This is a genomic window from Actinomadura scrupuli (assembly GCF_050971785.1).
GTDB lineage: Bacteria > Actinomycetota > Actinomycetes > Streptosporangiales > Streptosporangiaceae > Actinomadura_E > Actinomadura_E scrupuli.
Genome location: NZ_JBPCCU010000001.1, coordinates 654,471 through 675,134, shown reverse-complemented (window position 1 = coordinate 675,134; position 20,664 = coordinate 654,471). Strand labels below are relative to the sequence as shown.

The window sequence follows — 20,664 nt, the reverse complement described above, 5'->3', positions numbered from 1 at the left end:
TACGCAATCCGCCTGATCCCCCCTTATAGCGCGATCATGCAGTTAATCCTGGAACGATTGCGTGATCAAGCAAAAGCGCGGCTCAGGTGGTGGGCTTGAAAAAGGTGAAGACCGGCTTCAGGTGGTCCAGATCCTGCTGCCAGGAGCCGATCGGGAGCAGCACCGTCAGCCCGTACGCCCGCCCGTCCACCACCACGGTGCGGTCGAGCACGTGCTTGCGGCCGCCGTTGGAGTTCCACTCGTACACCAGGTCCGCGGCCTTCGTCCCGGTGGGATCCGCGCCGGGTTCGGCCGCCGCTCCGAGCTTGAGGATCGTGAAGCCCGCCTTGCCGGCCAGCGCCTCCGGCTTCCTGGCCTTCATCGTCTCCAGCGCGCTGGTGGCGCCGCCGGGCAGCGCGCGGAGGATCAGCCGGGAGTTCGGCCCCTCCCAGAGGACCCCGGGCGTGTCGGTGTGGTGGCTCGGGCCGTCCCAGTCCGAGGGCACGACGGTGGAGAAGCCGTCGCCGGTGTAACGCCTGAACCCCGGCGGAACCGGGCTCTCACTGGGCGTGGGAGTCGCGGCCGGGCTGTTCGCGGGCTTCTCCGGGAGTTTGGCCGTGCTCCGGGGATCGCCGGACGACAGGGCGAAGATGGCCCAGCCGAGCCCGATGATGGCGACCAGCACCGCGGCTCCCCACACCAGCCGCGTGCGGACGGGCGGGCCGGACCAGCGGTCCGGCGTCGCCGTGGTGGGCTCGAGGACGGCCGCGTTCCCGGTGGGCGGGGCCTGCTCGGTGAGCGGTGCCTGCTCGGCCAGCGCGACGGGCTGTTCCTCCGGGCGGGGAGCGGAAGCCCGCTTCGCGGCGAGCTTCCGGAGCCGGGCCGGACGCTTCCCGGCCAGCGCGGAGGTCTCCCCCTCCGGCGGATCCGGCGCCGGCTCCGCCGCCGGGACGCTCCGCGCGGGCCGCGGGGCGACCGGGAGCCGGAGGGTGCCGTCGTCGGTGACGGAGTCGTTGCGGACGATGTCGTCGAGCACCAGCCCGGCCTCGTGCGCCGTCATCCGCTGGTCGGGGTCCTTGTGCAGGAGCCCTTCGATGACCGGCCACAGCGGCCCGGCGGCGGCCGTCCACGCCGGGTCGTCGGAGATGATGGCCACCAGCGAGGCCATCGGCTCGGACCGCTCGAACGGCGACTTCCCGTCCACCATCGCGTACATCGCGACGCCCAGCGACCACAGGTCGGAGGCGGGCCCGGTGGTGCGGCCGCGGGCCCGCTCGGGCGCGATGTAGGCGGGTGAGCCCATCACCAGGCCGGTGGTGGTGAGGGTGGTGTCGCCCACCGAGGTGGCGATGCCGAAGTCGGTGAGCACCGCCCGGTCGCCCGCGGCCAGCAGCACGTTGCTCGGCTTCACGTCACGGTGCAGGACGCCGGCCTCGTGCGCGGCGTGCAGCGCGCCGAGCATCTGCCGCCCGACGTCGGCGGCGCGGCGCCAGGGCAGCGGGCCGTCCTTTTTGATCACCTTGTCGAGGGAGCGGGCCCGGATCAGCTCCATGATGATCCACGGGCGGCCGTCCTCCTCGACGACGTCATAGACCGTCACGACACCGGGATGTGCCAGCCGGGCGGCCGTGCGGGCCTCCCGGAAGGTGCGTTTGTACTGGGTGTCGCGCTCTTCGTCGGTCAGGCCGTACGGGAAGATGACCTCTTTGACGGCGACGTCACGGCCGAGGACCTCGTCGTAGGCCTGCCAGACCGTGCCCATGCCGCCCCTGCCCACCTGGGCGCCCAGGCGGTACCGTCGGGCGAGCAGTCGACCCCCGTCGTCAAGCGTGATCTCGGGGCCGGATGCGTGATCATCCGGAGTCGACTCATTTGGCATATTTGTGACCGTCTCGACATTGCGTGCAACCTTGAACGTAGCCTACGGGCTCCAGGTCACTCCCCCAGTACCCGACGAGGCCATCCTCTCGATTGCCATGTTCCGGCAGTGAGAGTCGGTACAAAGGTGGGAAGGACTGAACTCGACTCGGGGGCGGGATGACGACACACAGCGGACTGTCCGGCGCATGGCAGCGCCTGATCCAGGCCGTACCGACCACTTTCTTTTGGTACGTCCGGCTGTCCGGTGTGGTGTCGATTTTGACGTGGATGTCGTCAGAGCTCATCGAAGAGATCGATGGTGTCTGGCTGCTTCACTGGATCAACTACCTCGGTTGGTCGGCGAGTCTTCCCTACGGGCTGTTCCTGGTCTTGCTGTCCATGGGTGTGCGGCGGCGCAAGAGGGCCGCCTGGCGCATCCTGGTCATTCTCTTCGCGTTCTACACCCTCGTCACCCTGGTCGGACTCACACAGTACGGCGGTACCGGTGAGTGGATCGCATTCATCGGTTATGGATCCGCCCTCACCTTGCTGATGGCCGGCCGGGACGAGTTCTCCACTCTGCCCGACCGGGCCAACCGGCGGCTCGCACTGCTGGTCTTCACCGGCCTGCTCCTCACCAACGGCATCATCGGCACGGTCATCGTCACCCTCGGCGACCGGAACCCCAAGGGCGACTTCTGGACCCACCCGGTCTACGTGGCGCTGCAGACGCTCGTCGGCGCCGGGATCAAGGGCAAGCCGATCGACGTCTCGGTGCCGACCTGGGTGGACTTCAGCCTGGGCGTGATGGGCAGCGGGCTGCTGCTCATCACCGTCTGGGCGTTGTTCCGCCCCGGGCGGGGTGAGGCGGTTCTCACCCCGGAGGAAGAACTGCCCGCCCGGGCATTGCTCGCGAAATACGGCGAGAACGACTCGCTGGGCTATTTCGCACTGCGCCGTGACAAGGACGTCATCGTGGCCCCGAATGGCAAGGCGGCGATCGCCTACCGGGTGGACGGGCCGGTCTGCCTGGCCAGCGGTGACCCGCTCGGCGACCCGGAGGCCTGGGACGGCGCGATCGAGGCCTGGCTGGCCGAGTGCTACGCGCACGCCTGGATCCCCGGGGTGATGAGCGTCGGGGAGCGGGGCGCGCTGGCCTACGGGCGGCACGGCATGGACGCCCTCGAGCTCGGCGACGAGGCCATCCTGGACCTGAGCGAGTTCAACCTGGACGGCCGCGACATGCGCCAGGTGCGCCAGGCGGTGCGGCGGATCGAGCGGGCGGGCTACACCGTCCGGATCCGGCGGCACGCCCAGATCTCGCCGGAGGAGATGGCCGGCCTGATCGCGCACGCCGACCGGTGGCGGGACGGCGCGGCCGAGCGCGGCTTCTCGATGGCGCTGAGCCGGCTGGGCGACCCGGCGGACGGCCGGTGCGTGATGGTGGAGGCCTTCGACGCCTCCGGCGCGCTGCGCGGGATGCTGAGCTTCGTGCCGTGGGGCCGGGCCGGGCTGTCGCTGGACCTGATGCGCAGGGACCGGGCGGCGGAGAACGGCCTCAACGAGTTCATGGTCGCCAAGCTGGCCGAGAACGCGGCCACCGTCGGCGTCACCCGGCTGTCGCTGAACTTCGCGGTGCTGCGCTCGGTGTTCGAGCGGGGCTCGCAGATCGGCGCCGGCCCGATCCTGCGGATGGCCTACGGCCTGCTGTCGGCCGCGTCGAGGTTCTGGCAGCTCGAGTCGCTGTACCTGGCCAACGCCAAGTACCAGCCGACGTGGAAGCCGCGGTTCGTGTGCTTCGCGCAGTCGCGGGACGCGATCCGGATCGCGCTGGCCGCCGCCCGGGTGGAGGGCTACCTGCCGACGCTCACCAAGCCGAAGCTGGCCGCCCGCGCCGCCCCGTCGCCGCAGCTGATCGCGGCCATCGAGGCGATGGAGGAAACGGTCGACGCGGCGAGGACTCCCGTGCCGCGGCTGTCGGAGCAGGAGCGCGTGCGGCACGCCAAGCTCGACGACCTGCGCGCCGCCGGCATCGACCCCTACCCGATCGGCTTCGACCGGACCGACCACGCCCACGACATCCGGGCGCGGCTGGGCGCGACGCCGCCCGACACCCGCACCGGCACCGTGGTCCGGATCGCGGGACGCGTGGTGCTGGCCCGCCAGCACGGCCGGCTGTGCTTCGCGCAGCTGCGGGACGAGACCGGCGAGCTGCAGATCATGCTGGCCGCAGACCAGGTCGGCGCGGACGCCCTCCGGGCCTGGAAGTCCTTCATCGACCTGGGCGACCAGGTGGGAGTGGTCGGCGAGGTCATCACCTCCCGGACCGGCGAGCTGTCGGTGCTGGCGACCTCCTGGACGCTGACCGCCAAGTGCCTGCGGCCGCTGCCGAACACCCGCAGCGGCATATCGGACGAGACCCGGATCCGGCAGCGGTACGTCGACCTGATCGTCAACGACGACTCGCGGCGGATGATCCGGGCGCGCGGCGAGGCGGTGGCCTCGATCCGCGAGAACCTGCGCGGGCGCGGCTACCTCGAGGTCGAGACCCCGATGCTGCAGCCGGTCCACGGTGGCGCCACCGCCCGGCCCTTCACCACCAAGATCAATGCGTACAACATGGAGCTGTACCTGCGGATCGCCCCCGAGCTGTACCTCAAGCGGCTGCTGGTCGGCGGTGTCGGCAAGGTCTTCGAGCTCAACCGCAACTTCCGCAACGAGGGCGTCTCCCCGCGGCACAATCCCGAGTTCACGATGCTGGAGGCGTACGAGCCGTACGGCAACTACGACACCATGGCCGCGCTGACCCGCAGCCTGGTGGTGGACGCCGCGCGGGCCGCGCTGGGCACCACGGTGGTGGTGCACGACGGCGTGGAGCACGACCTCGCGCAGCCGTGGGACGAGATCACCGTGTACGGCTCGGTGTCGCAGGCCATCGGCGAGACCGTCACCCCGGACACCCCGGTGTCGAGCGTGCAGAAGCACGCCGACCGGACCGGGCTGAAGTTCGACCCCGAGTGGGGCCAGGGCAGGCTCGTCCAGGAGCTCTTCGAGGAGCTGGTCGAGAGCACGCTGATGTTCCCGACGTTCGTCCGCGACTACCCCGCCGAGACCTCGCCGCTGACCCGCCCGCACCGTAAGGACCCCCGGCTCGCCGAGAAGTGGGACCTCATCGTGTTCGGCCTGGAGCTCGGCACCGCCTACTCCGAGCTGACCGATCCCGTGCTCCAGCGGCGGCGGCTGACCGAGCAGTCCCTGCTGGCCGCGGGCGGCGACGCGGAGGCCATGGAGCTGGACGAGGACTTCCTGCGCGCCCTGGAGTACGCGATGCCGCCCGCGGGCGGCCTGGGCATGGGGATCGACCGGCTGCTGATCACTCTCACCGGCCGGACCATCCGGGAGACCATCGCCTTCCCGCTGGTCCGCCCGGGCGGCTGACCGTTCCGCCACCGCCCGCTCCACCACCGTGGCCGTCCAGTCGGCCTGGGCCCGGACTGCACGACCACGGTGGCACGGAGCGCGCCGGGGTGAGGCTCCCGGCGATCAGAGTTCGAGGAGGCAGCCCTCGGTGTCGACGCGATCGGCCTGGTCCTCGTCGAACCAGATCCCGCCGGTGCCGAGATAACGGAACCGGTGCACGCCGGGGGTGAGGGTCACCGAGACACTGCGCGTGCCGTTCCGCCGCCTGACCAGCTCGTGCCGGCCGGGCTCCCATCCGTTGAAGTCACCCACCACGCTGACCACGCCGGGCGGCTGGTCCTCCGTGATGCTGAAGGTGACCCGTGTCTTGCGACCGAACAAGGGCGAACGTCTGATCATCCACATCTCTCCCGATAGGGTGCGAACTCCCAGTTTCCCGTCCGTCCCAGCACATCTCACGAGAGATCATTACCCGTAACGAAGAATTCACGTCCCAGCGCCGGGGCCGGTCCTCACCTGCTCGTGACCTGTCCGGTGCAGACCGGGGCATGTCCGGCCGAACTGTGGGCATGTCCGGGAACTTGCGCGGTGTTTCCCGCGGATTTCAGTATGGGACCTGGCCGCCGCATGAGATGAATAGAGGCGGAGGGGGGAGTCGCTGTGCTAGCTGGCGCCGACGCTGAGGACACGGTCTTCGCAACGACGGTGCAGCTGATCCGGTACCTCCGTGAGCTGACCCGGGCGCGCCGCGAGACCGTGCGGGACGTCGCCGCGTACGAGGCGGTCCACTGGCTCTCCGAGCTGCCCGGTGAGGTCTATGTCGAGACCGACGCGGCCGCCGGCGACGTGCTGTTCAGCGTCCCGGTCATCCCGATCACCCCGCCGGCCGCGCTGGAGGAGTTCGACGGCTGGCTCGGGCTGCGCCGCTGGTACCGCACGCTGCGCACCCTGGCCGGCCAGGTCGGCCACGAGTACGAGCTGGTGCTGGCGACCGGTCTGCTGACCTGGCAGTCCACCGACGGGGTACGGGTGCGCAACCACCTGCTGACCACTCCCGTCGAGATCGTGGTCGACCCGCAGACCGAACGCGCCGACGTGCTGCTGGTCGACCGGCCCGTCGTCATCACCGACCGCGAGCTGCTGGAGGGCCTGGCCGGGTTCCGCCCGGCCCGCACGGACTGGGTCCGCGACGCGGTGCGGTCCGGGCGGGGCTACGGCCTGCAGAACTCCGCCGCCGACGTGCTGCGCAAGTGGTGCGCGCTGGCCTTCGAGGACGGCACCGTCGGGTTCCGCGAGGACTGGGCCGACGACCAGACGGCGGGCGGCGCGTCGCGGGTGCGGCTCGCCCCCGCGCTGGTGCTGCGCAAGCGCGACCACACCACGACGATGGACTACTACGACGCCATGCTCACCGAGCTGATCGGTCACGGCGCCGAGGTCCCCACCGGGTTCGCCCGCTTCGTCACGGGCCCGCCGCAGCGCAACCTCGCCCAGGTGGCGGACCGCAGCCCGCGCGCCGTCTCCGAGCTGCTGGTGGCGCTGCTCGCCCGCGGCCACCGCGTGCTGGTGACCGGCTCGGCCGCCGCGGACCTGACGGCGGAGCTGCCGGCCGAGATCGCGCCGCTGGTCGCCACCCCCGCCACCGCCCGGCAGAGCCTGGCCATGCTCGCCGACCGGTTCACCGCGCACGACCCCGAACGGCATCGGCAGGTGCTGACCGAGCAGGAGTCGCGGCTGGCCACCGTCAAGGGCATCGAGAGGGACCTGCGCGAGCGGCTCGAGTCGCTGCACGAGGAGGAGACCTACGACCTCGCGCCCGGATACAAGGGCACGCTGACCGAGCTCACCCGGCGCGTGGCGGACCTGGCGGACAGGTTCGCCTGGCTGCCCGCCGACGAGCCGATCCCGCCGAGCCCGCCGCTCACGGCGGACGAGGCCGCCGAGCTGCTCGGCCTGCTGGCCGACCGGACTCCGGAACGCGCCGCCCGCACCGGCCAGCTGCTCCCCGACCCGGCGGCGCTGCCGGACGCCGAGCGGGTCCAGACGCTGATCGAGACCGAGCGGACCGCACTGGAGCGTGCCGGGCGGTCGGCCTCGGACCTGTCCGCGCGGCTCGTCGAGTGCGACCCCGCCATGCTGAGCAGGCTGGACGCCTGCGCGACGGCGGTGCAGAGCGCGCTGGGCGAGCTGGGCCTGCCGGCGGACCCGCAGCAGTGGGATCCCGCCGACTGGCCGGTGCGGGCCCTGCGGGACGGCCTGTCCCGGCGCCCCTCGGCGTGGGAGCACGTCTCCGATCTCGCCATGCAGGCGGGCGCCGCCGACCGGGCCCTGCGCAGGGTCGGCGACCACCGGCTGGCGCTGCCCCCGGTGGAGCCGAGCACCGTGCTGCCCACCCTGCGGGAGCTGCGCGACTACCTCGCCGCGGGCGGCGGGCTGCGCCGCGGGCCGCTGCGCCCGTCGGTACAGAAGAACGCCGAGCCGCTGCTCAACGGAGCCTCCGTGGACGGCGCCGCGCCGGTCACCGCCGAGCTGCTCGACATCGTGATCGCCGGGCTGGAGTGCATGGCCGCCTGCCAGGCGCTGTCACACGGCTGGCAGCTCGCCGGTGTCACCTTTCCCACCGGCCTGCCGCTGGCCCACTCGGTCGCGCTGTTCAGCCAGGCCTACCGGCGGCTCGGCCAGGTCCGTACGGCGCTCGCCGCGGTCGGCGAGACGTCGGCCGTGCTGTTCGGCGCGGGCCTGCAGGTGCCGCTGAGCAACCCGGCCGAGTGGCGGGCCTACACGGCGGCGCTGGGCGGCGCACGGCTCCGGCTGGCGGCCGTCCGGGCCACCGCCGCGGTGACGGCGCTGCAGGACGCCCTGGAGCTCGAGGTGCGCAAGGGCCCGCCCCCGCCCGAGCTGACCGAGGCCGTCTCGGCCATCACCGCCCGCGACGCCGCCGCCTACCGGCGCTCCGTGGCCGCGCTGGCCGAGGCCCCCGAGGAGCGGCTGGCACAGGCCCGCTGCGAGGAACTGCTGGCCCGGGTCCGCGCGGTGCACCCCCAGCTGGCCTCGCTGCTGGCCGAACACCCCGACGACCCGGTCTGGACCGGCCGGCTGGAGACCTGGGAGCAGGCCTGGAGCTGGGCGTACGCCTCGGTGTCGCTGCGCAACCGGCCGCAGTCGGACCTGGAGCGTCAGCTCGGCGAGTCGCTCCAGGAGACGGCCGACCGGCAGGCCTCGATCTTCGCGGAGTACACCGCCGGGCAGGCCTGGGGCTGGTCCCTGTCCCGCATGACCGCGAGCCCCGGCTCGGTGAGCCTGGACACCCTCCCCGCACTGGTGGTGCCGCTGTGGCAGGTGCCCGAGACGGTTCCGCGCCGGGCGGACTCCTTCGACGTCGTCATCGTGGACGAGGGTGCCGCCGAGCCGGTGGAGGCGTTGTTCCTGCTCTGGCTCGCCGGACGTGTGATCATCATGGGCCCGGGCCCGGCCGCCGCCACGGAGCTCTCCGTGAACGGCGCCGGGGAGCCCTCCGTGGCGAACCTGCCGGACGGGCTCCGCGAGGCGGTCGGGCCGTCGGCGACCCTGTACGACGCGCTCCAGGCGCGTCTCGGGCCGGCCGTCGGCTCCTCCGGTCCGTCCCCCGTCACGGTCCTCGAGACGGCGCCGAGCCCCGAGCCCGCCGCCGACCCGGCCCGAGGGGATCTGCCGGTCCGGCCGGGCCGGTCGATCGTCGAGTACAAACGCGACGAGCTGGTCCAGCTGATCCAGCACCTCGCCGAGAGCGGCCAGTCGCTCGGCGACGAACAGCTGATCATGTACGCCCGGACGGTGCTGGACTGCCCCGAGGACGAGGACCTGCTCACCACCGCACGGCTCCGCTACGCCCTGAAGGCGTTCCGCGCCGGCGAGTCCTGACCGTCCGCCGCGGACTGGCCGAACACACGCTCATCCATGTCCGCGGGCCGGGACGCGGTGCGGCCCGGCCTGGACTGGACTGGACTGGACGATCCTGCGGCCGCCGAGGCTCAGCGGGCGTTGTGCGCGGCTACGAGGGCGGGCAGCCCGGCCAGGTCGTCGAGGCGGAACCGGCAGCGCGCCAGGGCCTCGTCGTCCTGCTGGATGTGCCCCCAGGGTCCGCGCCGGAGGAAGGCGGCCTGCATGCCGGAGGCCAGTGCGGGCCGGACGTCGTTGTCGATCCGGTCCCCCACGTACAGGATCCGCTCCGGCGCGAGACCGGCCTCCTTCGCGCAGCGGGCGAAGAACTCCGGGGACGGCTTGTGCAGCTGCCAGATGTCGGAGATGCCCAGCACATCGGTCTCCAGGCCGAGCGCCGCGAACTGCTCGGCGGCCTCCACCGGCTGGTTGCCCGCCACCCCCACGAACAGGCCCTGGGCCCGGAGGGCGCCGAGGCAGTCGCGCGCGTCCGGATAGAGGTCGGCGGCGCCGAAGCCGTTGGGCACCCCGGCCGCACGGCGGCGTCCCTCCTCCGCGGCCAGGTCGAAGCCCGGCCGGAAGTGCTCGAAGAGGTCGAAGGCGGTGCCGCCGGTGGCGAGCACGGCGCCCAGCTTGGTGAGGAAGGTGTGCCGGGGCACGCCCAGCCAGTCCGCCCACCGGCCGTAGATCTCGCCCTCGTTGACGAGCGTCTCGCCGATGTCGAAGAAGACCGCCTCGATCCGCATTGCCCGGCCTCCCGTTCGCTGCGCCTACACGTCGATGAACTCGCCCGGCCGCAGGCGCCGGTAGTCCTTGCCGGTCCGCTCGGCCTCGCCGGCGAGGGCCGAGTCGACGAGCTTCAGACCGGCGTCGTTGAGCAGCCCGTCGTGGATGGAGTACGCCCGGGCCGGCTCCAGCTCGCGCAGGTAAGCGTACATGTCGGTGACTTTCATCCAGGGTGCGCTGGTCGGCGTCAGCAGCGTCGGCACCGCGACCGGCGGGACGGTGAACGCGTCGCCCGGGTGGAAGACCTGGCCGTCGACGAGGAACCCCACGTTCTCGACCGGTGGCAGGTCGGGGTGGACGATCTCGTGTTTCCGCCCGAGGACCGCGATCTCGAAGCCGGCGACCGTCACCGAGTCCCCGTCGCCGACCGTCCGCACCCGGCCGCCCAGATCGGCCAGGCCGGCGGCGACGGCCCCGCAGGTCAGCACCTCCAGGTCCGGGTCGTCGCGGACGGCCCGGCGGAGCCGGCCGGCCTCGAAGTGGTCGAAGTGCTCGTGGGTGATCAGCACCGCGTCGGCGCCCTCGAACGCGTCCTGTTCGGGCGTGAGCGCGCCGGGATCGACGACCAGGGTCCGGTCGTCCTTGTCGAGCCGTACGCAGGCGTGTCCCAGTTTGGTGAGCCGCATCCTTCGATGGTCGCATGCGCCTCCGGCCGTCCCGATGCGCGGCCCCGCCGCCGGGCGACGGCAATCGGGCCAGGTCACAGCCCCGGCACTGACCGGTCAGGGCGGATCGAGGGTACGCCGCCAGCCGCCGGCGGCCCAGATGCCGCCGTCGACGTGGAGGGTCTCACCAGTGACGAACCGGGCCAGATCCGAGGCGAGGAAGAGCACCGCGCCGGCCGCGTCGTCCGGTGATCCCAGGAAGCCGAGCGGCGGCAGCCGTACGGGCTCGTACCCGGTGGGCGTCCGGCCGGCCGAGACCTGATCGGCGAGCATCTGGTCGCGTACGGCCTGCTCGCCGCCGGTGGGCAGGGCGTCCGGCGCGATGGCGTTGACCCGCAGGCCGCGGGGTGCGAGTTCGAGCGCGAGGGTACGGGTCAGCGACTCCACCGCGGCCTTCATCGCGGCGTAGACCGCGAAGCCCGGCGCGGCCTGATGGGCCTCGGAGGAGGTGATGTTGACGATCGACCCACCGGCGGGCATGAGTGGGACCAGCAGCCGGATGAGCCGGGTGACCTGGGTGAAGTTCTCCTCGATCAGGGTGGCCTCCCCCTTGCCGGAGACCTCGAGGAAGGGGGCGTGGAAGGTGCCGCCCGCGTTGTTGACCAGCACGTCCACCCGGCCGAACCGGTCCTCGACGGCTTCGGTGAAGTGCCGGACGGCGGTGTCGTCGCGTACGTCCAGGGTGGCCGCCAGCACCGGGCAGCCGAGCATCGCCGCCGCGTCGGCGGTGCCGGACGGCGGGTCACGATCGCACAGCGCCAGCGAGGCGCCCGCGGCCGCGAAGAGACCGGCGGTGGCGGCCCCGATCCCCTTCGCCGCCCCGGTGACGAGCACCACCCGGTCATCGCATCGGATCACCGCCCCATCGTGGCGTGCCGTGGGCCCGGTGGCCAGGGGCCGCGGCACCCAGCGAGCGCTTGATCGGCTGGACCATTGACGCCGCCGACCCCCGTTGATAGAACACGTTTCACTTTCAGAGTGCACAAAGGCGCAAGGAGGCGGCGCATGCCCGTACCCGACCAGCGCGATCCCGAGGTCACTCGCACGGTTCTCACCGCATGGCTCGGCCGGCACCTGCCCGGAGCACGGATCACCCACCTGCAGACCCCGGCGACGAACGGGTTCTCCAACGAGACACTGCTCTTCGACGCCGAGCACGAGGGCGGCAAGGAGGCGCTGGTGGCCCGGGTCGCCCCGCACCACTACCAGATCTTCCCCGAGCCGCGATTCGAGGAGGAGTACCGGCTGATGCGGATCCTCGCGGAGCGGACGGACATCCCGGTGCCGCCCATCCGCTGGTACGAGCCCTCGGCGGAGGCGCTCGGCGCGCCGTTCTTCGTGATGGGCCGGATCGACGGCAAGGTGCCGACGGACATGCCGCCCTACCACCAGGGCGGCTGGGTCACCGAGATCTCCGCGGAGGAGCGGGCCGCCATGTGGTGGAACTCGCTGGAGATCATGGCCCGGCTGCACCGGCTGGACCACAAGGCCCTCGGCCTGGAGTTCCTCGACCAGCCGCGCTGGGGGCCGACCGGGCTGGGCCAGCGGCTCGGCTACTACGAGCACTACCTGCACTGGGCCTATCCGGGGCCGAAGGACGTCGCGCTGGAGGCACTGGCCTGGCTGAAGGCCCACCGGCCGGCCGAGCCCGAGCCGGTGGCGCTGTGGGGCGACTCCCGCATCGGCAACATCATCTTCCACGGGGGCGTACCGCGGGCGGTGCTCGACTGGGAGGTCGCCGTGCTCGGCCAGCCCGAGGAGGACCTGGCCTGGTTCCTGTTCCTGGACCGGCACCATTCCGAGGGCCTCTACGTGCCCCGGCTGGAGGGCTTCCCCTCGCCCGAGGAGACCGTGACGAGGTACGCGGAACTGCTCGGCCGCCCGATGCGGGACATGGCCTACTACGAGGTGTTGTCCGGCTTCAAGTTCACCGTGATCATGTCCAGAGTCGGCCAGGCGATGATCGACTTCGGGATGATCGAGCCGGACAGCGACTTCCCCCACAACAACAACTGCTCACAGCTCCTGGCGAAGATCATGGAAGGCCTGCGATGACCCTGTCCCCGCTGGACGACTACCCGATCCACCAGGTGCCGGAGGTCATGCGGCATGTGGGTACCTCAGACCGGAACTTCTACGACCGGTACTACTTCAACTGCCACCCCTGCTCGGACGAGCTGATGCTGATCGTCGGGGTGGGGCAGTATCCCAACCTGGGGGTCACCGACGCGTTCGCCGTGGTCCGCAAGGGCCCCGTCCACAAGGTCGTACGCGCCTCCCGCGAGCTGGGCGCGGACCGCATGAACACCGAGATCGGGCCGTTCCGGATCGAGGTCATCGAGGGGCTCAAACGGCTCCGGGTGGTGCTGGCGGACAACGAGCACGGGCTGTCCTTCGACCTGACCTGGGAGGGCTCGATCCCCGCCCAGGTGGAACCGCAGCACTACCTGCGCTGGCAGGAACGGGTGGTCTTCGACTCCAAGCGGATGGCGCAGACCGGCCGCTGGACCGGCTCCATCACCGTCGACGGCGAGACGATCGAGGTCACCCCGGACCACTGGTGGGGCACCCGGGACCGCTCCTGGGGCATCCGCCCGGTCGGCGAGTCCGAGCCGCCCGGCATCCAGGTCAAGAACGCCGGCACGTTCTACTGGCTCTACACCCCCATCCAGTTCGAGGACCACTCGATCCTGTGCATCATCCAGGAGGACGAGAAGGGGCGCCGGGTCCTGGAGGAGGCGGTACGGGTGTGGCCCGACCCGGCGCGCGAGCCGGAGTACCTCGGCCGCCCGGAGTACCGGCCCGAGTACGTGGCGGGCACCCGCGAGGTCGTCACCGCGACGCTCTCCTTCAGCCCGCCGGGCGGCAAGCCCTTCGAGGTGCAGGCCACGCCGATCCTGCCGGTGCACCTGATGGTCGGCACCGGGTACGGGCTGGAGCCGGACTGGAAGCACGGGATGTACCAGGGCCCGGAGCTCAAGGTGCAGGGCGTCACCTACGACACCGGCCGGGACGAGGACGCCGCCCGGATGTGGGGCCTGGTCGACGCCGTCGGCCGGTTCGAGTACGACGGCCAGGTCGGTTACGGCCTGTTCGAGTACTGGGCGCTCGGCCCGCACCCCTCCCTCGGCCCCGAGAACCCCGGCTGACTCTCTCTTTTTCGGCCTCGCTCCGCTCGGCGGCTCGGGGCGCCTTTGAGGCGGTGTCTTCCCTCGTCGCGTGCTCGCTCGTACCTCGCTGCGCGCGCTCCTCAGTCCAGACACCGCCGCGCCCCTCGCAGTGCTCATGGCCTCGCTTCGCTCGACGGCGAGGAGCGCCTTGATGGCGGTGTCTTCCCTCGTCGCGTGCTCGCTCGTACCTCGCTGCGCGCGCTCCTCAGTCCAGACACCGCCGCGCCCCTCGCAGTGCTCATGGCCTCGCTTCGCTCGGCGGCGAGGGGCGCCTTGATGGCGGTGTCTTCCCTCGTCGCGTGCTCGCTCGTACCTCGCTGCGCGCGCTCCTCAGTCCAGACACCGCCGCGCCCCTCGCGGTGCTTTCGGCCTCGCTGCGCTCGACGGAACGCCCGCGGCGCGGCAGACTCCGGTCATGAGCGAGTGGGTGCGCAGGAGCGCGGCGGAGATCGCGGCGGCGGTGCGGGCGGGCGAGGTCACGGCGCGGGAGGTCGTCCGGGATCACCTGGACCGGATCGCGGCGCTGGACGGGGACCTCGGGGCCTTCGTCCGGGTACGCCGTGAGGCGGCGCTGCGTGAGGCGGGTGAGATCGACGCCCGGAGCGACCGGGCCGACCTGCCGCTGGCCGGGGTGCCGGTCGCCATCAAGGACAACGTCCCGGTCGCCGGGGAGCCGATGCGCTCCGGGTCGGCGGCCACCCCCGACGGGCCCCAGGAGAAGGACCACGCGGTGGTGGCCCGGCTGAGGGCGGCCGGAGCGGTCGTGGTGGGCCTGACCAACCTGCCCGAGCTGGGCATCTACCCCTTCAGTGACAGCGTGTACGGCATCACCCGCAACCCGTGGAACCGCGCCCGGACGGCGGGCGGCTCGTCCGGCGGGTCCGCGGCGGCGGTGGCCTCCGGCATGGTCCCGGCCGGGCACGGGAACGACGGCGCCGGCTCCATCCGCATCCCGGCCGCCAACTGCGGGCTCTTCGGCATCAAGCCCGGCACCGGCGTGGTGCCGGCCGAGCTGGGCGGTGACGACTGGGCGGGCATGTCGGAGAACGGCCCGCTCACCACCACGGTCGCCGACGCGGCGCTGATGCTCGCGGTCATGGCGGGTGACGACTCGCTCGCCGCCCTCGCCACGCCGGAACGCCTGCGGATCGCGATCTCGGCCAAGCCGCCCGCGGCGGGAGTGGTCGTCGACCGCGACTTCGCCGGGGCGGTCCGGGCGACCGGCAAGGCCCTGGTCGGGCTGGGGCACACCGTCGCGCACGACGACCCGCCCTATCCGGCCTGGGCGGCCACCGCCGTGACCTCGCGCTGGCTGGCCTGCCCGGCCGCCGACGCGGCCCCGTACCTCTCCGATCCGCGGCTGGAGCGCCGGACCCGCCGGCACGCCGCCGCGGGACGGCGGCTCGCCGGGGTACGCCCGCCGCGTGCGGAGGACCGGGAGCGCCTCCGCCAGGCCCTCGCGCCCTTCTTCGAGCGGCACGACGTCCTGGTCATGCCGACGCTGGCCCAGCCGGCGCCGGCCGCGCGCCGGTGGGGCGAAGGGTCCTGGCTGCACAGCGTGGTGACCTCGGTGCGGTACGCCCCGATGACCGGGGCCTGGAACCTCGCGGGCTACCCGGCGGCGTCCGTGCCCGCGGGAGTGGGCCCGCGGGGACTGCCCCTGGCCGTCCAGCTCGTGGCCACTCCGGGCAGGGAGTCGCTGCTGCTGGGGCTGGCCGCGCAGCTCGAGCGGGAACGTCCCTGGCCGAGGCACGCGCCACTGACCTGAGCCTCAGGTGGGACCGACGAGCCGCTCGCTGATCCACTCGTACGCCTTGGGCAGCATCTCCTGCCAGACATGGGCGTTGTGGCCGCCCCGGGGCACGATGTAGGTGAAGATCTGTGTCGGCGGCCGCGCCGCCTTGCTCATCAGCGTCACCAGGGAGACGGTGTCGCCGTCCTGGGCGGTGCCGGCCAGCAGCAGCGAGACCGCGGGCCCGGTGCCGAGCAGCTCGTAGGCGTTGTTGGCCCTGGCCAGCACGGGGTCCCGGGTGAGGTCGGGTGAGGCCGGCGCGAAATATCCGGCCAGGCTGACTCCGGCGCGGAACATCGCCGGGTGCTGCTCCGCCAGCTTGGCCGCGCAGAACCCGCCGGTCGAGTACCCCATGGTCGCCCAGGACTCCGCCCCCGGCAGGACCCGGAAGTTCTCCGTCATCACCTGCCGGATGTCCGTGGTCAGCCAGGTGGCCACCTGCGGGCCGCGGGGGATGTCGGTGCACTCGGTGTCGCGGCCCGGCTGGACCGTGATGGTCGGCGCCACCAGGATGTACGGTTTGGCCTGCCCGCGGCGCATGGCCTCGCGGAGCCGCTGTCCCGCGTGCAGCGCGTTGAACCACGTCGAGGGCGTACCCGGATAGCCGGGGAACAGCTCGATCACCGGGAACCTCGCGTTGGCGTACGCCGAGTGGCCGTACTCCGGGGGCAGCCAGACTCGGACCAGCGAGCGCACTCCCGAGGCGCGCCCGGTGAAGGTCGCGCTGTAGGTCTGGCTGCCGTGGTCGTATCGGAACCTGAGCCGGCTGCCGGCGCTGCGCACGGCCAGCCGGCCGCGCACCGGCGGGTTGCCCGCCGGGCCCGCCGCCTGGACGGAGCCCCCGGCACCGCCCGCACCGAACAGGTCGTCCCAGGAGGCGTAGAGCTGGAAACTGCGGTTGACCAGCAGGCCCGCCAGCAGCAGCGCGGTCACCTGGCAGCCCGCGATCAGGCCGAGCCGGCCACCGTACCGAAGCGCCACCGGCCCGCTGATCCGGTTCCACATCAGGAGGCAGGCGACCGGGGCGGCGATCGCCAGCACGATCGAGAGGAGCAGTAACGAACCGTCCAGCAGACCCATGTCGTGGTCCCCCCGAAGATCACGCACGTTGAGAAGAGTCGGCGATGCTAGACCAGCCAAGCAGCCGCAACGGAAACGGCGGGTTAACGAGCCGCCGGCGGGCGGGCCGTCACCACGTCCGGGGCCGCCAGGTCAGCCCGCGGTGGGGGCGAGGGCGCGTACGGCGTCAGGCATCGAGAGGCCTCCGCCGGGCAGCACCGCGAGGACCGGGGTGTCCAGCCCGTTCTCCTGGTACTCCCGGATCCGGCTCCGGCAGGCGTCCGGCGAGCCGTGCACGATCAGGTCGTCGACCACCTCGTCCGGGATGACCTCCAGCGCGCCCTTGCGGTCACCGGCCGACCAGGCCTCGTGCATCGGCTTGAGCGCGTCCCCCCGGCCCAGCCACTCGTGGAACGCCGCGTACACCGGCACGGTCATGTAGGCGGCGATCATCCAGCGGCCCAGCCGCCGGGCCTCGTCCGCGTCCTCGGTGGGGCAGACGAAGATCCGTGCGATCAGCTCCTTCTCGCCGCCCAGCTCCGCGCGCACCTTCCGCACGTCGTGCGGGGCCAGCCAGTTGGTGATGGCGCCGTCGGCCTCGCGCGCCGCCAGCCGCAGCATGCCGGGACGCAGCGCCGCGAGCACGATCTTCGGCGGGGTGCCGGGCACCAGGTCCAGCTTGAAGCCCTTGACGCCGAGGGCCTCGTCGGTGACCTTCTCCCCGGCGAGCGCGCGCCGCAGGAAGCGCAGGGTGTCCCTGACCTTCTGGTACGGCTCCGTGAACGGGATGCCGTTCCAGCGCTCGACGATCGCCGGCGAGGACGTCCCGATGCCGAGCACGAACCGGCCGGGGGCCAGCTCCGCCAGGGTCGCGGCCTGCTGGGCCAGCAGCGCGGGGCCGCGGGTGTAGACCGGCACGATCGCCGGGCCGAGCCGCAGCTCCGGTGCCCACTGCGAGGCCAGGGCCAGCGGAGTGAAGGCGTCGGCGCCGTTGGTCTCGGCGGACCAGGCATCGCTGTAGCCCAGCCCGGACAGCTCGGAGATGATCTCCCGCTGCTCCGGCAGCGCCATCCCTGTCAGCGGAATCGTCAGTCCCCAGCGCAAGGTCATCCTGCTCTCCTTCTTCCTCTGCCGTTGCCGTTGCTTCTTGCCCCGCCCCCTTCCGTGATCATGCAAACGATCGTCGATCGTTTGCATGATCACGGAAGGGGGCGGGTCGGTGTTCAGGCGATGGACGGTCGGATCATGGCGCCGCCGTCGACGACGAGGGTCTGCCCGGTCATCCAGGATGACGCGTCACCGGCGAGGAAGACGGCCGCGCTGGCGATGTCCTCGGGAACGCCGAGCCGGCCGAGCGGCATGTACTTGCTGATCGCCTCTTCGTTGCCCTCCCAGAGGGCCTTGGCGAGGTGGGTCTTGACCAGGCCCGGGGCGATGGCGTTGACCCGTACGCCCGGAGCGAGCTCCATGGCGAACTGCCGGGTCAGATGGATCACCGCTGCCTTGGTGGCGTTGTAGTAGCCGATGCCGTGCTCGGTGACGAGGCCGCCGACGCTGGCCATGTTGATGACCGAACCGCCGTGCTCGGCCATCCACGCCTTCACGGCGAGCTGTGTCCACTGCACCACCGCGAACTGGTTGATCTGGACCGTCTTCGCGGCGGCCGCGGCGTCGATGTCGGCCAGCGGCCCGAAGTGCACGCTGGTCCCGGCATTGTTGACCAGCACGTCTAGGCCGCCGAACTCGGCGATGGTGGCGTCGATGCACGCGCGGGCCTGGTCCTCGACGCCGACGTGCGCCGCCCTGGGCAGCACGCCGACCCCCGGATGGGCGGCCCGCAGCTCCTCCGCCACCTCGTCGAGGGCCTCCTGGCGACGGGAGGAGAGCACGACGTTGGCTCCCTCCTCGGCCAGCGCGAAGGCGATGGCCTTGCCGATGCCCCGCGAGGCACCGGTGATCAGCGCCGTCTTCCCCTGCAGTCCAGTCCGCATGTACGCACTCCTCGTGTCGCGCCCGTACGTGGCCGAATCCCGCTCGGTCGCCACTGTAGCGAGGCGACCGACCGGTCGGTATGTGGGCCCCGGCGCTTCCGTCCAACTAGAACGCGTTATAGATTTGAGCGGTCGCTTGTTCAAATGACGGAGGTCGCTCGAGTGCCGCAGACCAAAGAACAACGCCCCGCCGTCGAAGGCTGGTTCACCACCGGCGAGGGCGAGGTGCGCCTGCTCGGCACGCGCTGCACGAGCTGCGGCACGCCGTACTTCCCCCGGAACGAGCTGGCCTGCCGCAACCCCTACTGCCAGGGGCCCAAGGACGGGTCGGAACTCGAGGAGTACGCGCTGTCCAACCGCGGCCGGGTCTGGTCGTACGCCGACTCCCGCTACAAGCCCCCGCCGCCCTACATCGCCGCCGAGCCCTTCGTGCCGTACACACTGGCGGCCGTCGAGCTGGAGGCCGAGCAGATGGTGATCCTCGGCCAGACGGTGCCCGGCGTGGGCGTGGCCGACCTGGCCGTCGGCATGGAGGTCGAGCTGACCACCGGCACCCTCTACGAGGACGACCAGTACGCCTACACCACCTGGCTGTGGAGACCCGTCCCCGAGCACCCGGAAACAGCGAGCGGAGCGAGCCAGTGAACCGTGAGCGGCCGCGCGGCGGCTGGACTGAGGAGCGCGCGCAGCGAGGAACGAGCGAGCACGCGACGAGGGAAGCCGTCGCGTCGAGGCGGCCGCGAACAGCGAGCGGAGCGAGCCAATGAACAGGGACATCGCCGTGCTCGGGGCGGGCATGCACCCGTGGGGCAAGTGGGGCCGCAACTTCGTGGAGTACGGTCTGGCCGCCGCCCGTGCGGCGCTGGCGGACGCCGGGCTGAGCTGGCCGGACGTGCAGTACGTCGCCGGGGCCGACACCATACGCAACGGCTACCCGGGCTTCATCGCGGGAGCGACGTTCGCCCAGGCGCTCGGCTGGTCCGGTGCCCGGGTGTCGAGCTGCTACGCCGCCTGCGCCTCGGGCGCCCAGGCGATCGCCACCGCGCGGGCGCAGATCCTGGCGGGGCTCTGCGAGGTCGCGCTGGTGGTGGGCGCGGACGCCGCCCCCAAGGGTTTCTTCAAGCCGGTGGGCGGTGACCGGCCGGACGACCCGGACTGGCTGCGGTTCCGGCTGCTCGGCGCGACCAACCCGATGTACTTCGCGCTGGCCGCCCGGCGCCGGATGGCCCTGCACGGCGCGACGCTGGACGACTTCGCGGCCGTCAAGGTGAAGAACGCCCGGCACGGGCTGGCCAACCCGAACGCCCGCTACCGCAAGGAGGTCTCGATCGAGGACGTCCGCGAGTCCGCCGTGGTGGCCGACCCGCTGCGGTTGCTCGACATCTGCGCCACCAGTGACGGCGGCGCGGCCCTGGTGATCTCCTCGTTGGACTTCGCGCGGCGGCACGGCGTCAGCGATCCGGTACGGATCCCGGCGCTGTCCACGGTGACGCCGACCTTTCCCAAGACGGTCCTCGACCTGCCCGACTTCGCGACCGACTCGGCGATGACCGTGCCCGCGCCGGCCCGGCCGTTCCGCTCGGCGCTCGCGGACGCGGCGTACGAGGAGGCGGGGATCGGCCCGTCGGACCTGTCGCTCGCCGAGGTGTACGACCTGTCCACCGCGCTCGAACTCGACTGGTACGAGGACATCGGGCTGTGCGCGCCCGGCACGGCCGAGTCGTTGCTGCGCTCGGGGGCGACCACGCTGGGCGGGCGGATCCCGGTCAACCCCAGCGGTGGGCTGGCCTCGTTCGGCGAGGCGATCCCGGCGCAGGCGATCGCCCAGGTGTGCGAGCTGACCTGGCAGTTGCGCGGTCAGGCCGAGGGTCGCCAGGTCGACGGCGCCCGCGCCGGGATCGCCGTCAACCAGGGCCTCTTCGGCCACGGCTCCGCCATCATCACCGTCCGCTGACGCCTTCCCCGCCCGCCCGGCAGGAAGGACGGCGCGCACTTCCGACCGAGGGCATTCCCCCGACCTTGGC

Annotated in this window: 15 protein-coding genes; 7 read left to right on the top strand and 8 right to left on the bottom strand. The window is 72.1% G+C overall.

Annotated features, from left to right (window positions below):
* Positions 1-82 precede the first annotated feature (82 nt).
* Complete coding sequence (locus ACRYCC_RS03060) at positions 83-1,858, bottom strand: serine/threonine-protein kinase (protein WP_433808431.1); 1,776 nt, start codon at positions 1,856-1,858, stop codon at positions 83-85.
* Between the two features lie 158 nt (positions 1,859-2,016).
* On the opposite strand from ACRYCC_RS03060, the gene lysX reads away from it, so the two are divergent.
* Positions 2,017-5,277, top strand: a complete 3,261-nt coding sequence (gene lysX / locus ACRYCC_RS03055; protein ID WP_433808429.1) for a bifunctional lysylphosphatidylglycerol synthetase/lysine--tRNA ligase LysX — start codon at positions 2,017-2,019, stop codon at positions 5,275-5,277.
* 105 nt (positions 5,278-5,382) lie between these two features.
* Here lysX and ACRYCC_RS03050 read toward each other — a convergent pair whose 3' ends face one another.
* Positions 5,383-5,658 (bottom strand): isoamylase early set domain-containing protein, encoded by a 276-nt coding sequence (locus ACRYCC_RS03050; RefSeq protein WP_433808427.1) that lies wholly within the window; start codon positions 5,656-5,658, stop codon positions 5,383-5,385.
* Between the two features lie 261 nt (positions 5,659-5,919).
* Here ACRYCC_RS03050 and ACRYCC_RS03045 point away from each other — a divergent pair, with 261 nt between their 5' ends.
* Positions 5,920-9,159: a hypothetical protein gene (locus ACRYCC_RS03045; protein WP_433808425.1), complete on the top strand. Its 3,240-nt coding sequence runs from the start codon at positions 5,920-5,922 to the stop codon at positions 9,157-9,159.
* 110 nt (positions 9,160-9,269) lie between these two features.
* Here the strand turns inward: ACRYCC_RS03045 and ACRYCC_RS03040 are convergent, their stop codons facing one another.
* The 3 genes from ACRYCC_RS03040 to ACRYCC_RS03030 form a co-directional block, all read right to left on the bottom strand.
* Positions 9,270-9,923 (bottom strand): HAD family hydrolase, encoded by a 654-nt coding sequence (locus tag ACRYCC_RS03040; protein WP_433808423.1) that lies wholly within the window; start codon positions 9,921-9,923, stop codon positions 9,270-9,272.
* A 24-nt stretch (positions 9,924-9,947) separates the two neighbouring features.
* Positions 9,948-10,589 (bottom strand): MBL fold metallo-hydrolase, encoded by a 642-nt coding sequence (locus ACRYCC_RS03035; protein ID WP_433808421.1) that lies wholly within the window; start codon positions 10,587-10,589, stop codon positions 9,948-9,950.
* Between the two features lie 96 nt (positions 10,590-10,685).
* Entirely contained in the window at positions 10,686-11,486 is an 801-nt protein-coding gene (locus tag ACRYCC_RS03030) for an SDR family NAD(P)-dependent oxidoreductase (RefSeq protein ID WP_433808419.1), read from the bottom strand.
* 147 nt (positions 11,487-11,633) lie between these two features.
* On the opposite strand from ACRYCC_RS03030, the gene ACRYCC_RS03025 reads away from it, so the two are divergent.
* From ACRYCC_RS03025 to ACRYCC_RS03015, 3 genes are all read left to right on the top strand, one after another.
* Positions 11,634-12,683 carry a phosphotransferase family protein gene (locus tag ACRYCC_RS03025; RefSeq protein WP_433808417.1) on the top strand — a complete coding sequence of 350 codons (1,050 nt, stop codon included), beginning with the start codon at positions 11,634-11,636 and terminating at the stop codon, positions 12,681-12,683.
* On the top strand, positions 12,680-13,777 hold the full coding sequence (locus tag ACRYCC_RS03020; RefSeq protein WP_433808415.1) for an Rv3169 family protein: 1,098 nt from the start codon (positions 12,680-12,682) through the stop codon (positions 13,775-13,777). Before ACRYCC_RS03025 ends, ACRYCC_RS03020 begins: the two co-directional genes overlap by 4 nt.
* Positions 13,778-14,213: 436 nt before the next feature.
* Positions 14,214-15,566 (top strand): amidase, encoded by a 1,353-nt coding sequence (locus ACRYCC_RS03015; protein WP_433808413.1) that lies wholly within the window; start codon positions 14,214-14,216, stop codon positions 15,564-15,566.
* A 3-nt stretch (positions 15,567-15,569) separates the two neighbouring features.
* Here the strand turns inward: ACRYCC_RS03015 and ACRYCC_RS03010 are convergent, their stop codons facing one another.
* From ACRYCC_RS03010 to ACRYCC_RS03000, 3 genes are all read right to left on the bottom strand, one after another.
* Entirely contained in the window at positions 15,570-16,697 is a 1,128-nt protein-coding gene (locus ACRYCC_RS03010; RefSeq protein WP_433808411.1) for an alpha/beta hydrolase, read from the bottom strand.
* A gap of 105 nt (positions 16,698-16,802) precedes the next feature.
* Positions 16,803-17,759: an LLM class F420-dependent oxidoreductase gene (locus ACRYCC_RS03005; RefSeq protein ID WP_433808409.1), complete on the bottom strand. Its 957-nt coding sequence runs from the start codon at positions 17,757-17,759 to the stop codon at positions 16,803-16,805.
* Positions 17,760-17,872: 113 nt separating this feature from the next.
* Positions 17,873-18,640: an SDR family oxidoreductase gene (locus ACRYCC_RS03000; RefSeq protein ID WP_433808407.1), complete on the bottom strand. Its 768-nt coding sequence runs from the start codon at positions 18,638-18,640 to the stop codon at positions 17,873-17,875.
* Between the two features lie 144 nt (positions 18,641-18,784).
* On the opposite strand from ACRYCC_RS03000, the gene ACRYCC_RS02995 reads away from it, so the two are divergent.
* Together ACRYCC_RS02995 and ACRYCC_RS02990 are read left to right on the top strand one after the other, a co-directional pair.
* Positions 18,785-19,285, top strand: coding sequence for a Zn-ribbon domain-containing OB-fold protein (locus ACRYCC_RS02995; RefSeq protein WP_433808405.1), 501 nt, complete (start codon positions 18,785-18,787; stop codon positions 19,283-19,285).
* Positions 19,286-19,403: 118 nt separating this feature from the next.
* Positions 19,404-20,594: a lipid-transfer protein gene (locus tag ACRYCC_RS02990; RefSeq protein ID WP_433808403.1), complete on the top strand. Its 1,191-nt coding sequence runs from the start codon at positions 19,404-19,406 to the stop codon at positions 20,592-20,594.
* Positions 20,595-20,664 lie beyond the last annotated feature (70 nt).